At 68.1% G+C, this 12,753-nt stretch carries 14 protein-coding genes; 10 read left to right on the top strand and 4 right to left on the bottom strand.

Annotated elements, in window-relative coordinates:
- The first annotated feature begins 20 nt into the window (after nt 1–20).
- Together dut and MELE44368_RS02950 are read left to right on the top strand one after the other, a co-directional pair.
- A complete protein-coding gene (gene dut / locus MELE44368_RS02945; RefSeq protein WP_046752361.1) occupies nt 21–485 on the top strand; it encodes a dUTP diphosphatase in 465 nt (154 codons plus the stop codon).
- Complete coding sequence (locus tag MELE44368_RS02950) at nt 485–1,231, top strand: DUF3710 domain-containing protein (protein ID WP_164890014.1); 747 nt, start codon at nt 485–487, stop codon at nt 1,229–1,231. Before dut ends, MELE44368_RS02950 begins: the two co-directional genes overlap by 1 nt.
- On the opposite strand, the gene MELE44368_RS02955 is transcribed toward MELE44368_RS02950, so the two are convergent.
- A complete protein-coding gene (locus MELE44368_RS02955; RefSeq protein ID WP_128107116.1) occupies nt 1,228–1,977 on the bottom strand; it encodes an alpha/beta fold hydrolase in 750 nt (249 codons plus the stop codon). The two genes, MELE44368_RS02950 and MELE44368_RS02955, sit on opposite strands and share 4 nt — an antisense overlap.
- 135 nt (nt 1,978–2,112) lie before the next feature.
- Between MELE44368_RS02955 and MELE44368_RS02960 the strand changes: the two genes are divergently transcribed.
- From MELE44368_RS02960 to MELE44368_RS02970, 3 genes are read left to right on the top strand one after another with little or no spacing between them, the layout of a single operon-like run.
- On the top strand, nt 2,113–2,484 hold the full coding sequence (locus MELE44368_RS02960; RefSeq protein WP_128107117.1) for an OB-fold nucleic acid binding domain-containing protein: 372 nt from the start codon (nt 2,113–2,115) through the stop codon (nt 2,482–2,484).
- Complete coding sequence (locus tag MELE44368_RS02965; protein ID WP_128107118.1) at nt 2,481–3,185, top strand: DUF3159 domain-containing protein; 705 nt, start codon at nt 2,481–2,483, stop codon at nt 3,183–3,185. The genes MELE44368_RS02960 and MELE44368_RS02965 overlap by 4 nt, the downstream gene beginning before the upstream one ends.
- Nucleotides 3,175–4,644 (top strand): MFS transporter, encoded by a 1,470-nt coding sequence (locus tag MELE44368_RS02970; protein WP_128107119.1) that lies wholly within the window; start codon nt 3,175–3,177, stop codon nt 4,642–4,644. Before MELE44368_RS02965 ends, MELE44368_RS02970 begins: the two co-directional genes overlap by 11 nt.
- A 60-nt stretch (nt 4,645–4,704) precedes the next feature.
- On the opposite strand, the gene MELE44368_RS02975 is transcribed toward MELE44368_RS02970, so the two are convergent.
- Nucleotides 4,705–5,370, bottom strand: a complete 666-nt coding sequence (locus MELE44368_RS02975) for a potassium channel family protein (RefSeq protein WP_128107120.1) — start codon at nt 5,368–5,370, stop codon at nt 4,705–4,707.
- Between the two features lie 6 nt (nt 5,371–5,376).
- Nucleotides 5,377–6,048 carry a potassium channel family protein gene (locus MELE44368_RS02980; RefSeq protein ID WP_128107121.1) on the bottom strand — a complete coding sequence of 224 codons (672 nt, stop codon included), beginning with the start codon at nt 6,046–6,048 and terminating at the stop codon, nt 5,377–5,379.
- Nucleotides 6,049–6,126: 78 nt separating this feature from the next.
- Between MELE44368_RS02980 and MELE44368_RS02985 the strand changes: the two genes are divergently transcribed.
- The 5 genes from MELE44368_RS02985 to MELE44368_RS03005 all read left to right on the top strand — a co-directional run bounded on the left by MELE44368_RS02985 (nt 6,127) and on the right by MELE44368_RS03005 (nt 11,354).
- Nucleotides 6,127–8,130, top strand: a complete 2,004-nt coding sequence (locus MELE44368_RS02985; protein ID WP_206613662.1) for an APC family permease — start codon at nt 6,127–6,129, stop codon at nt 8,128–8,130.
- Nucleotides 8,127–9,344 (top strand): class I SAM-dependent RNA methyltransferase, encoded by a 1,218-nt coding sequence (locus MELE44368_RS02990; RefSeq protein ID WP_128107123.1) that lies wholly within the window; start codon nt 8,127–8,129, stop codon nt 9,342–9,344. The genes MELE44368_RS02985 and MELE44368_RS02990 overlap by 4 nt, the downstream gene beginning before the upstream one ends.
- Before the next feature lie 498 nt (nt 9,345–9,842).
- Nucleotides 9,843–10,292 (top strand): hypothetical protein, encoded by a 450-nt coding sequence (locus tag MELE44368_RS02995; protein ID WP_241566453.1) that lies wholly within the window; start codon nt 9,843–9,845, stop codon nt 10,290–10,292.
- Nucleotides 10,293–10,352: 60 nt separating this feature from the next.
- Complete coding sequence (locus MELE44368_RS03000) at nt 10,353–10,835, top strand: hypothetical protein (protein ID WP_128107124.1); 483 nt, start codon at nt 10,353–10,355, stop codon at nt 10,833–10,835.
- 39 nt (nt 10,836–10,874) lie between these two features.
- A complete protein-coding gene (locus MELE44368_RS03005) occupies nt 10,875–11,354 on the top strand; it encodes an MSMEG_6728 family protein (protein WP_128107125.1) in 480 nt (159 codons plus the stop codon).
- Here MELE44368_RS03005 and MELE44368_RS03010 read toward each other — a convergent pair.
- Nucleotides 11,351–12,643, bottom strand: coding sequence for a polysaccharide pyruvyl transferase family protein (locus MELE44368_RS03010; RefSeq protein ID WP_206613663.1), 1,293 nt, complete (start codon nt 12,641–12,643; stop codon nt 11,351–11,353). The genes MELE44368_RS03005 and MELE44368_RS03010 overlap by 4 nt on opposite strands.
- Nucleotides 12,644–12,753 lie beyond the last annotated feature (110 nt).

Genomic DNA, 12,753 nt, shown 5'->3' on the forward strand with positions numbered 1-12,753 from the left:
CAAGGGTAATCTCTGACGTCGTGTCCACCACTCTGGCCGTCGTGCGTCTGGACCCCGATCTGCCGATGCCCAGCCGCGCCCATGACGGCGACGCCGGTGTCGACCTCTTCAGTGCGGTCGATGTCGAACTCGCGCCCGGTCAGCGCGCGCTCGTCCCGACAGGCATCGCGGTCGCCATCCCGCACGGGATGGTCGGCCTCGTCCACCCCCGGTCGGGTTTGGCTGCCCGCGTTGGGCTTTCGATTGTCAACAGCCCGGGTACCATTGACGCCGGCTACCGCGGTGAGATCAAGGTGGCGCTGATCAACCTCGACCCCCAGGCGCCGATCATCGTGCACCGTGGCGACCGGATCGCACAGTTGCTCGTGCAGCGCGTCGAACTGCCCGAGTTGGTGGAGGTGACGTCTTTCGACGAGGCAGGCCTTGCTGACACTTCCCGTGGCGACGGTGGCCACGGTTCCTCCGGCGGACATGCGAGTTTGTGATGGCATTCGGTAAACAAGACAACGACGACGACACCCGCGACGAGGCTGGCGCAGCGCCGGACGACACCGACGACGAGCCCGACGGTCCCTTCGACATCGACGATTTCGACGACCCGGGGGTGGCCACGGTGGGGCGGCTGGATCTGGGTTCGGTACTGATCCCGATGCCCGAGGCGGGCCAGGTCCAGGTGGAGCTCAGCCCGCAGGGCGTGCCCAGCGCGGTCTGGGTGGTCACGCCCAACGGCCGTTTCACCATCGCCGCGTACGCAGCGCCGAAGTCGACGGGACTCTGGCGCGAGGTGGCCGCTGAACTGGCCGAGTCGCTGCGCAAGGACGTCCCGTCGGTGAGCATTCAGGACGGCCCGTGGGGGCGCGAGGTCGTCGGCGTCGCGGCGGGGGACCCGAACCAGGCCGGTGTGGTGCGGTTCATCGGCGTCGACGGCTACCGCTGGATGATCCGCTGCGTCGTCAACGGCACCCAGCAGAACATCGACGCGCTCGCCGAGGAGGCACGAAATGCCTTGGCCGACACCGTAGTTCGCCGTGGCGCCACCCCGATGCCGGTGCGTACCCCGTTGACCATCGAGCTTCCCGGCCCGATGGCCGAGCAACTGCGCGCCGCTGCGGAGCAGGCCGCCGCCCAGCAGGCGCAGCAGGCCGGTCAGCGGCCGCCGCCTGAGCCGGCGGCGCGCCGCAGCGAGCAGGGCTCGGCCATGCAACAGCTGCGCACGATCACCGGCGGCTAGCGATGTCGGTGCACTTCGTCACGCTCACCGTGACCAAGTACGCCGAAATCGCACGCTTGTAGCGCTGTCAGACACGCCGCGCCGAGCACCGCCGGGTCGGCGCCCATCTCGTCGAGCGTGACGGTGCGCAGCGCGGCGCGCGGCGCGGCCGCGACCCACTGCTCGGCGACCTCGACGGGATGGACCGGGTCGTCGGTGGCCGCGGCGACTCCCATCGGGACGGCGAGCGTCGCCAGCTCCTCGCAGGTGGGCGAAACATAGCGGGCAGCCTCCTCCATCGCGTCGGGCAGCGACGGCCACTGCCCGGCCCACGACCGGGCCAGTTCGTCGGCCAGCCACTGCGGGCTCGACGCCCGCATCGTCGCGGTGGCCGCGTGGAGGCCCTGCTCACGCAGCGACTGGGCGGAATGGCGTGCGGCCATGGCGGCCGGCGCCGTGTCGGGCGCGCCCGTCCACGCGGGCAGCGCGGCCAGCACGGCGACCGTCAGCTCCGGATGCCGCAACGCCCACTCGGTGGCCACCGCCGCGCCGATCGACACCCCGCCCACGGCGATCGCGCCCGCCCGTGCGGCGTCGTCCAGCGCAGCGCGATAGCCCTCGACCAGCCGCTCCGGTCGCGGCGCGGGGGTGACGATCACCGCGCCCGCTTCGCGCAGCGCGCCCGCAAATGCCCGGTAGACGTAGTCGTCGTCGGAGCCGGTACCGGGCAGCACAACCGTGGTCACCCCACGCAGATCGACGGCCATCAGACGATCGTGCCCTGTCGCGAAATTGCCCCGCGTGGCGAGGCGGTCGTCACATGGCAAATCGGATCCAACAGGTCTACGGTGGCGTTGGTTGGGGTAGATCTACGGTAGATCTGCGATAGGTCAGGAGACGCCATGGCTACGGCCGAGGGGTATCTGCGCCGGCTCACACGGCGGTTGACGGAGGACCCGGAGCAACTCGATGCCGAAGAACTCAGCGATGAAGCCGCCAGCACCGGCGCGCAGAAGGCCATCGACTGTCAGCGCGGTCAAGAAGTGACGATGATCGGCACACTGCGCAGCGTGGAGTGCAGCGGCAAGAGCGGCACCGGCGGCGTCAAGGCCGAACTGTTCGACGGCACGGACTCGGTGATGCTGGTCTGGCTGGGCCAGCGTCGGATACCCGGAATCGAGTCGGGCCGGACCCTGAAGGTGCACGGCCGGATCGGCAAGCTCGACAACGGCGCCAAGGCCATCTACAACCCGCATTACGAGATCCAGAAGTGAGCGAGCCCGGAACCGTACCGGGTGAACCGAGCAGCAGAGTCAACGCCCTCCTCGCCCAGGTCGGCGGGGTCAGCGGGCTGATCTACTCCTCGCTGCCGGTGGTGGCGTTCGTTCCGGTGTCCTCGCTGTTCGGGCTCGTCCCCGCGATCGTGTCGGCGCTCGGGGTGGCCGCGGCCGTCCTGGTGTGGCGGCTGGTGCGTCGCGAGAGCGCGCAGCCGGCGATCTCCGGCTTCTTCGGCGTCGCCATCTGCGCGCTGATCGCCTACGTGATGGGGGAGTCGAAAGGTTACTTCCTGCTCGGCATCTGGACGTCGCTGCTGTGGGCGTCGGTGTTCGGGCTGTCCGTGCTCGTGCGCAGGCCCGTCGTCGGCTACATCTGGAGCTGGGTCAGCGGCCACGACCGCGGCTGGCGCGACGTGCGCAAGGCGGTACTGGTGTTCGACGCCGCGACGACGGTGTGGGTGCTGGTCTTCGCCTCGCGGTTCCTCGTGCAGCACCATCTCTACGGCGCCGACCAGACGGGTTGGCTAGGCGCCGCGCGCATCGCGATGGGCTGGCCGCTGACCGCCGTCGCCGCGCTGGTCACCTATCTGGCGATCCGCTCGGCGCAGCGCGCCATCCGCGCCCATGAGGCCGCGCTCGCCGACACCGCGGCCGACGCCACGCGCGCCGAGCGCGACGACGTAGCGGATGCCCGCTGATTCCGACGGCACCGACCGGCCGCTGATCGCGGTCGCCGTACTGTCCTCGTTCGTCGCGTTTCTCGACGGCTCGGTGGTCAACCTCGCGCTGCCCGCGATCAGCCGCGAGTTCGGTGCCGGGCTGGCGCTTCAGCAGTGGGTGGTCGACGGCTACCTGCTCACCCTCGGCGCGCTGATCCTGGTCGCCGGCGCCGTCTCCGACCAGTTCGGCCGGCTGGCCGTACTGCGCACCGGTCTGGTCGTGTTCGCGGTCTCTTCGGTGCTGTGCGCGGTGGCGCCCACCGGCTCGGTACTGGTCGCCGCGCGCTGCCTGCAGGGCATCGGCGCCGCGTTCCTGGTGCCCAGCTCGCTGGCGATGATCAACGCCCGGTTCTCCGGCGCCGCCCAGGCGCGGGCGATCGGGACGTGGACCGCTTGGACGGGAACGGCTTTCGTGATCGGGCCGCTGCTTGGCGGGGTGCTCGTCGACGCGCTGAGCTGGCGGTGGATCTTCGGCGTGAACATCGTGCCGCTGGCCGTCACGCTGTACCTGACCACGAAACTGTCCGCCGCGACTGAGAGCGACGGTCGGCGGCGGGTGGACGTCATCGGGGCCCTGTTGAACGCCTGCGGGCTCACCGGTGTGGTGTTCGCGCTCATCGAGGGCCAACGGCTTGGCTTCTCGCATGCGATGGTGGCGGTGAGCCTGCTGGCCGGATTGGCGTGCCTGTGCGCGTTTCCGTGGTGGGAGCGCGTCACCACGCATCCGATGATGCCGTTGCAGATCTTTCGCGCCCGCAACTTCGCCGTCGGCAACCTGGCCACCGTGTTTCTCTACGCGGGGGTGTCGCTCGGCATGCTGATCGTCGCGTTGTTCCTTCAGGAGACCGCTGGGCTGTCGGCGACGCAGGCGGGGCTGGCCACCCTGCCGGTTCCCGTGCTGTCGTTCCTGCTGGCCCGTCGTTTCGGCGTGCTTGCGGGCAGGTACGGGCCTCGACTGTTCATGGCCGTCGGCCCGATGATCGCGGCACTGGGCTATGTGCTGATGACCGCGTCGCGCCAACCCTTCGACCTGTGGACCCAGATGCTGCCCGGGCTGGTGGTCTTCGGGCTCGGGCTCACGATCACGGTGTCGCCGCTGACGGCCGCCGTGCTCGCGGCGGTGCAGCCGTCGCAGAGCGGCATCGGCTCGGCGGTCAACAATGCCATCTCGCGCATCGCGGGTCTGATCGCGATCGCATTCACCGGTGTGATCGTCGGCGACACAGTCGATTTCGACGGTTTCCGAAGCGGCGCGGTGGTCACCGCCGGCCTGTTGGCGCTCGCGGGTGTCGTTTCGGCGCTGGGCATCCGCAATGCGCAGAGCGACGTGGGCAGTGTCGACGCCGGCGCGACGGCGCGCTGTCACGACCGTCCGGCCCCTCCGCCGGTGTGCATCGCCAACGGTTCCCCCTCGCGAGCAGACGCATACACCCCCTGAAACCGCCCGATATGGGGGTTTTCGCGTCTGCTCGCGGGGAGGGCGCTGGGCGCGCTGCCCTCAGCGCGGCTGCGGATTGAGCAGGAGCGTCTTCAGGTCGTCCTCGGCTTCGGCCACGGCGACGAACAGCAACTCGTCGCCGCCCTCCAGCGGCTCGTCGGATTCGGGCACGATAACCCGCGGGCCGCGCAGAATCGTCACCAACGCGCAGTCTCGGGGCAGCTCCAGGCGTTTGACCGGCTTGCCGCCCCACGGGGTGTCGTCGGGCAGCGTGATCTCCACGAGGTTGGCCTGGCCCTTGCGGAACTCCATCAGCCGCACCAGATCCCCGACGGCGACGGCCTCCTCCACGAGCGAGGCCAGCATGCGCGGTGTGGACACCGCGACGTCGACGCCCCAGCTCTCGTCGAACAACCACTCGTTGCGGGGGTCGTTCACCCGCGCCACCACCCGCGGCACCGCGAACTCGGTCTTGGCCAACAGGCTCACCACGACATTGACCTTGTCGTCACCGGTGGCGGCGATCACCACGTCGAACTCCTCGAGCTTGACCGACTCCAACAGGGTGAGCTCGCAGGCGTCCCCGAGCCGCCACTGGGCGGCGGGCACCGCGTCGACGTCGATGTGGTCGGGGTTGCGTTCGAGCAGCGTGACCTCGTGCGCACCGACCAGCTCGCGGGCGATGGAGCGGCCGACGGCGCCGGCCCCGGCGATGGCGACTTTCATAGTTCTCTAGCCCTCGATGTCCTCGCTGGGCGGCAACGCCGCGATCGCCAGCGCCTCGGCGATGTGCCCGGCGATGGCGGCCATGAACACCTGGTCGCCGGCCTGGATGACGGTCTTCGCGTCGGGCAACACGCCCTCCCCGAACCGGATCAGGAATGCCACCCGCCCGCCGGTGGCGGCCTCCAGATCGGTCATCCGGCGGCCCACCCACTCCTCGTGCAGGGCCAGCTCGGTCACACCGACATTGCCCGTGGGATCGCGCCATTTCGCGGTCTCGGTCTCGCGGGTGAGCACGTTGAGCAGCCGGTCCGTCGTCCACGGCACGGTGGCCACCGTCGGGATGCCCAGCCGCTCATACACCGCCGCGCGTTTGGCGTCGTAGATGCGTGCGACCACCCGTTCGACGTGGAACGTCTCGCGCGCCACCCGCGCCGAGATGATGTTGGAGTTGTCGCCCGAAGACACCGCGGCGAACGCGCCGGCCTCCTCGATGCCCGCCCGCAGCAGCACGTCGCGGTCGAATCCCATGCCGAGCACCCGCTCGCCGGGAAATTCAGGGGACAGTCGGTGAAACGCGGTGCTGTCGCGGTCGATGACCGCCACGTCGTGTCCGATCCTGGCCAGGCTGTCCGACAGCGAAGCCCCCACCCGGCCGCAGCCCATCACCACTACCCGCACTTCACGGTCCTTCCTGTTCGAACCCGCGCAGTCGGAACGCTACCGCTTTCCGACGGTTACCGGCCTTCGGGCTTACTCTTGGCACTCGTGTCCAAGCTTTCGACCGTGGCACGACGGTTGGTTCTCGGCAGACCGTTCCGCAGCGACAGGATCTCGCACACCCTGCTGCCCAAGCGGATCGCCCTTCCGGTGTTCGCCTCCGACGCCTTGTCGTCGGTGGCCTACGCGCCCGAAGAGATCTTTCTGGTCCTCTCGGTCGCCGGTCTCTCCGCGTACTCGATGACGCCGTGGATCGGGCTCGCGGTCGCGTTCGTCATGTTGGTCGTCATCGCCAGCTACCGGCAGAACGTGCACGCCTACCCGTCGGGCGGCGGCGACTACGAGGTGGTCACCACCAACCTGGGGCCCACCGCCGGACTCACCGTCGCCAGCGCGCTGCTGGTCGACTACGTGCTGACCGTCGCGGTGTCAATGTCCTCCGCGATGTCGAACATCGGTTCCGCGGTGCCGTACGTCAACCATCACAAGGTGTTGTTCGCCGTGATCGCGATTCTGCTGTTGGCAGCGATGAACCTGCGCGGAATCCGGGAATCGGGCACCGCGTTCGCGATCCCGACGTACGCCTTCATCATCGGCATGTTCATCATGCTCGGCTGGGGATTCATCCAGATATACCTGCTCGGTGAACCGCTGCAGGCCGAGTCGGCGGCTTTCGAGATGAAGCCCGAACACGGCGACGTTCTCGGGTTCGCGCTGGTTTTCCTGGTCGCACGGGCGTTTTCGTCCGGCAGCGCCGCGCTGACCGGCGTCGAGGCGATCAGCAACGGGGTGCCGGCGTTTCAGAAACCCAAGTCGCGCAACGCCGCCACCACGCTGGCGATGCTGGGCGCGCTGGCGATCACCATGTTCATGGGCATCATCATGCTGGCCAAACAGACCGGAGTGCAGATCGCCGAGCGCCCGCATGAACAGCTGATCGGCGCACCGCCCGACTACCACCAGAAGACAATGGTGGCCCAGTTGGCCGACGCCGTCTTCCATGACTTCTCGTTCGGTCTTTTGTTGATCGCGGTGGTCACGGCGCTGATCCTGGCGCTGGCGGCCAACACCGCCTTCAACGGGTTTCCGGTGCTGGCATCGATTCTGGCTCAGGACCGTTTCCTGCCCCGGCAGCTGCACACCCGCGGCGACCGGCTGGCGTTCTCCAACGGCATCCTGTTCCTGGCCGTCGCGGCGATCGCGTTCGTCGTCGCGTTCCGCGCACAGGTGACCTCGCTGATCCAGCTCTACATCGTCGGGGTGTTCGTCGCGTTCACGTTCAGCCAGATCGGCATGGTGCGGCATTGGACTCGGCTGCTGCGCACCGAGACCGACGCCGTCACCCGCCGCAAGATGATGCGGTCGCGGGCGATCAACACCGTCGGGTTCGTCTGCACCGGAACGGTGTTGGTCGTCGTCGTGGTGTCCAAGTTCGCCGCGGGCGCGTGGATCGCGATCCTGGCGATGGCCGCGTTGTTCGTGCTCATGCGGCTCATCCGGCGCCACTATGTCACCGTCGCACGCGAACTCGAGGAACAGGAGGACCAAGCCGGCGACTTGGTGCTGCCCAGCCGCAATCACGCGATCGTGCTGGTGTCCAAGCTGCACCTGCCGACCATGCGGGCGCTGGCCTACGCCAGGGCCACCCGCCCGGACGTGCTGGAGGCGATCACCGTCAGCGTCGACGACGCCGAGACGCGCGCGCTGGTGCACAAGTGGGAGAACAGCGACATCAGCGTCCCCCTCAAGGTGATCGCGTCGCCGTACCGCGAGATCACCCGCCCCGTTATCGATTACGTCAAGCGGGTGACCAAGGAGTCACCGCGCACCGTGGTGACGGTGTTCATTCCGGAGTACGTCGTCGGCCACTGGTGGGAGCAGGTGCTGCACAACCAGAGCGCGCTGCGGTTGAAAGGCAGGCTGTTGTTCGAGCCGAATGTGATGGTGACCTCGGTGCCGTGGCAACTGAGTTCCTCGGAGCGACTCAAGACGTTGCAGCCGCACTCCGCGCCGGGCGACGCACGCAGGGGCTTTCTGGAGTGAGCGACGCAGTCGACGCGCCCGGGGACGACCTGATCCTGACCACCGGGCCCGCGGCCAACGGCGGCAGCTGTGTGGCCCGCCACGACGGCCGGGTGGTGTTCGTCCGGTATGCGCTGCCGGGGGAGACCGTGCGGGTCCGCGTCGTCTCCGATCACGGAAAGTACTGGCACGCACACGTCGTGGAGGTGCTCGAGCCGTCGGCTGATCGTGTCGATTCCATCTGCCCGATCGCCGGTGTCGACGGCGCGGGGTGCTGCGATATGGCGTTCGCCTCCCCGGAGGCGCTGCGTCGGCTGAAAGGCTTCGTGGTCGCCAACCAGCTGGCCCGGCTCGGCGGTTTCCACTGGCTCGATGAGGACCAGGCCGTCGCCGAACCGGTGGGCCGAGCGGGTACGACGGGTTGGCGGACCAGGGTGCGGCTGCACACCGCGGCCGACGGCCGGCTGGGATTTCACCGTTATCACAGTTCGGAAGTCGTCACCGAACTCGGTTGTGCGCAACTGCCGGCCGGCATGGTCGACGGTCTGAACGACCGGGCGTGGCCACCGGGGGCGCAGGTGCACGTCGCACTCGACGACGACGGCCGCCGCCACGTCGTGCAGTCCGGGCCCCGCACCGAGCGCCGGGCCGCGACCCGAGTGATCGAGGGCGACTACGAAGCCGTGCAGCGGGTCGGGCAGCGAACCTGGCGGGTGCCGGTGACCGCGTTCTGGCAGGCCCATCGCGACGCGGCACGGGTCTACAGCGAGGTGGTGGCCGACCTCGCACAACTGGACTCGGGAATGACGGCGTGGGACTTGTACGGGGGCGCAGGAATTTTCGCGGCGGTGCTGGCCGAGGCCGTCGGCGACAGCGGCAGGGTCGTCACGGTCGACACATCGCGAGGGTCGTCGCGCGCGGCGCGTGCGGCACTGGCCGATATGGGTTGGGTGTCGGTGGTCACCGATTCGGTGCGCCGGGCACTGCTGGCGCAACGGCAACGCGCCGACGTCGCGGTTCTCGACCCGCCGCGCTCGGGTGCGGGCCGTGAGGTGATCGCACTGTTGGCCCAGGCGGGCGTGCCCCGGGTGATCCACATCGGGTGTGAGGCGGCCGCGTTCGCGCGCGACGTCGGGCTCTACCGGGGCCACGGGTACACGGTGGAGCAGGTGCGGGTGTTCGACTCGTTCCCGCTGACTCATCACGTCGAAAGTATCGCGGTGCTGACCCGCTGAGCGGGGTCAAGATCGTCGCTGGCACAGCGGAACTGGGGCCGACGGGGCGCGCGTCGACCGGCGAATTACCAGGCTGGCTTTTATTTTTTTCTGGGGTATGGTCGGGATCGGTGATGGTTGCCACTGTGAAAAGGAGCAACGATGGCTAAACAGACTGCGAAAAAACCCGGGAAGTCGATTAAAGAGCGGCGGGCGGAGAAACGAGCCAAGGCTGCGGCCTCCGAGGAATTCCTTCCGAAGCGCAAGCGTTCATCTCGGTCCTGAGTGGTCTGAACTGCACACATCATCGGCTCTGAGACTTGCTTTCAGAGCCGATATTTAGTGTGTGGGGTAAATCGACGGCACCGGATCGGCGTAAATCGCTCGCACAGGTCAGGGTCCACAAGATAAGAAATTTTCGGTCGCGCAGTTACGTTTGAATTGTTTGAGATACCACGCCGTCGCGTGGAAATTCACCGTTTTGAATTAGCTAAGACAAGAAAGAAGGGACGTACGGAAGTGGACGCCGTGACGAGGCGCGTGGACCGGTCGGGCGAAGCTGCGGCACCTGAGCTGGAAACCGAGATGGACATGCTCGAGGCTTTGATCGAGGCATGCGACGACGCGGCGAACCTGTCGACGGCCGGAGAACGCAGCGCGGCGTACCGCGAGGGCCACTCTGCGGCACTTCGCTATGCGCGCATCTGCGTCCTGGACCAGATGGCAAGCGCGGCCATGGATTTCACGGACACATCGGACAACGGCGAACATCGGTCGGAACGTCATCGGGCCAGGACACTGGCCGCGCTCCGGACAATCTCGCAGAGGTTGTCCGACGCGCTGCACACAAACCCAGAGGACGATGTCGCAGCGGGCTACCGGGATGGCATCCTGATTGCGCTCGACCTCACCGAAGAGCAGGAGCGCGCTGTGCAACGAGAACTCGGTTGCGCAACGCTCACGGGATAGCCGCTCGCCAGCGGCACAGCAGTGCTGGACTCAGCACGCACGACGAGAATGGAGTCTCAGGTGGCAGTCCGAGAGATCGGCACGTCGCCAATTGTGTTCGGTCAGGCGACGGAGCTTTATGAGTCAATTGCCGCGGAGTTCCGCCGCCATGGCGTCGCCGGCGCGGCCGAGGCGCTCATCGCGATCGTCGACGATGAGCTGATCAACTCCAAGCGGCAGGAGAAAGCGAGCGAGACCCAGATCTGCGACCGCGTGACCGACACCGCGATCGCGACCGGTGTTCAGCGGCTGCTGGTGGTGTGCGACGTGCGGCGAATTCCGGAGCACAAGCACGGACATGCCGCCGATTGGGTGCGGCACTTGGCGCACCGGATCAGCTACGAGTGCTCGATGAACGGGTTGCAGGACCTCGCGACGTCGATCGCGGTTGTACGCACCGATGGCGATGCGCACCGCATTTCTCGAGCAGTTGTGGACTGGTACAAGGGCATTCGGCCGGCCGGCGGCTGGTTCGGAAAGCCTGGGAGCGGCGCCGACGCCTGAGAACGTTTTGCTCGGGACCACGCCGGGTACGTCGGCGGGGTGCAGACGTTCCTGCCGTACCCCGGCTTCGACGCTTCCGCGCGTGTGCTCGACCGGCGCAGACTCGGTAAGCAGCGGGTGGAGACCATCCAGGTGCTGCGCGCGCTGACGGTGCCAGGTTACGGCTGGCGCCACCATCCCGCGGCCGCGATGTGGGCGGGATACGAGGAGGCACTGGTTCGTTACGGCCTCGACGTGTGCGCTGTGTGGTGTGAGAGCGGTGCCGCCGACACGTGCGCGGCAACCCTTGCCACCGACTTGACGAAGGGCACGGGGCTGACCGTGGTACGGACCCAGAAGAAGTTGGCCGCCGCCGACGAACTGCCACCGTGGTTGGGCGACAAGGAGTTTCATCGCAGTCACCAGTCGTCGTTGGTCCGCAAGGATCCCGGCCACTATCGGCAGTACTTCGGCGATGTGCCCGACGACCTGCCCTACGTGTGGCCGTCGTCAGACCGGGAGCGCCGGATTCAGAGCTAGCGGCTCGGTCGATGGGGCGGATTGCCCGCCGAACGGCGCATGGTCAGGCGGAGGCTGTTGCGCGCCCACCGCATCGCGGAGCGCTGGGGCGGATAGATCTCGGCGGCCAGGGCGGCTTTCCTGCCGCGGTGCAGCATCACCGCGTCGGGGGAGAAGCCGCCGTTGCGAATCGGACTGGGCGGCAAGGCCGCCGAGTCCGCGACCTGCCAGCGTGACCCCGCCTCGATGAGCGACTGATGCTTGTTGGGGTAGTAGTCCGCGCGCCCGGACAGGGCCAACCCGCTGGCGCCGATGGCCGCGGCCAACAGATGCGGGTGAAACCGCGTACTGACCCACATCTGGTCCGCGTTGGCGGGCAGGCCGTCGTTCCAAACGGTGGTGAACGGGACGAAGACGGCGCCGGGCAACAGGTGTGCCACCCGGTCGTACACGATGCGGTCCGCACCGGGGATGCCCTCGACGACCGCGACGTCGTGGCCGGCCACCCCCCAGTTCTCGATGAGCCCGGCAATCGCGCTGGCGAGGCCGTCGATGCCCTGGCCGTCGGCGAAATCATCCATCAGATCGGATTGCAGACAGAACACCATCGACCGCCGCGCGGCCTCGGAGGTGGTGTCGTACACGCCGTCCTCGCCGATGCCCAACCACGCGTCGTCGCCGGTGAACGTGTACGAACCGCTAGACCCCGCAAGCGATTCGGCCGATCGTGCGTCGCGGACGTCGAAGACCGCGAACCGGGACTGCAACTCCCGGAGCAGGTTGAGCCGCTCGCTTTCGCCGACCGGCACCAGGCCCTGGCCGGTGGCCAGCGCCCGCCCTCCGGAACGGTCGGCCGCCGCGGCGGCTGCCGCCAGCAGCGCCACGTGATGCGGCCACACGGTGTTGATGTAACCGCCCCCGACGAGGTGCACGGTGTGGGCGCGGGCCAGCAGCTCGATGCCCGAGACGATCCGCGGCATCCGGCCCGGGTTGTTGATCACGTCCTGTGCCACGGCGGCGGCTTCGGACGGGGCAAGGGGAGCGGTCTCGAAGCAGATCCGCCATATCGTGTCGACGAACGTCATCCGCGGGTGGCTGCCCTGCAGCAGCACGGCGGCCTGGCCCGGGGTGTGGCAGTCGACGACAACGTCGGCGTGCGGGCGCACGACGGCGAGGTGGCGCAGCCACGCACGGAGGATGAACTCATCGCCGTAGTTCGGATTGCCGCCCGGCGCAACGAGATAGATCAGTTCTTGGCGATTCTGCGCGCGCACCGCCGTCGCCCGTGGCTGCGATGTGGCTGGACGCACCGGCGACCTCTCTCGTCGAAGACGGCATGAATCGACTGACCCATCTCGCATGTGACAGATCGATGCCGACCAGACTTCCCGGCGCGCCGCCACAGAGAATAGCCGATTGC

Source organism: Mycolicibacterium elephantis DSM 44368 (assembly GCF_004014805.1).
Lineage (GTDB): Bacteria > Actinomycetota > Actinomycetes > Mycobacteriales > Mycobacteriaceae > Mycobacterium > Mycobacterium elephantis.

Coding starts and splice junctions, on each gene's coding strand:
- MELE44368_RS02960 (WP_128107117.1), top strand. CDS start 2,113: ATGGCTACGGCCGAGGGGTATCTGCGCCGGCTCACACGGCGGTTGACG.
- MELE44368_RS02950 (WP_164890014.1), top strand. CDS start 485: ATGGCATTCGGTAAACAAGACAACGACGACGACACCCGCGACGAGGCT.
- MELE44368_RS02970 (WP_128107119.1), top strand. CDS start 3,175: ATGCCCGCTGATTCCGACGGCACCGACCGGCCGCTGATCGCGGTCGCC.
- MELE44368_RS02975 (WP_128107120.1), bottom strand. CDS start 5,370: ATGAAAGTCGCCATCGCCGGGGCCGGCGCCGTCGGCCGCTCCATCGCC.
- MELE44368_RS02955 (WP_128107116.1), bottom strand. CDS start 1,977: ATGGCCGTCGATCTGCGTGGGGTGACCACGGTTGTGCTGCCCGGTACC.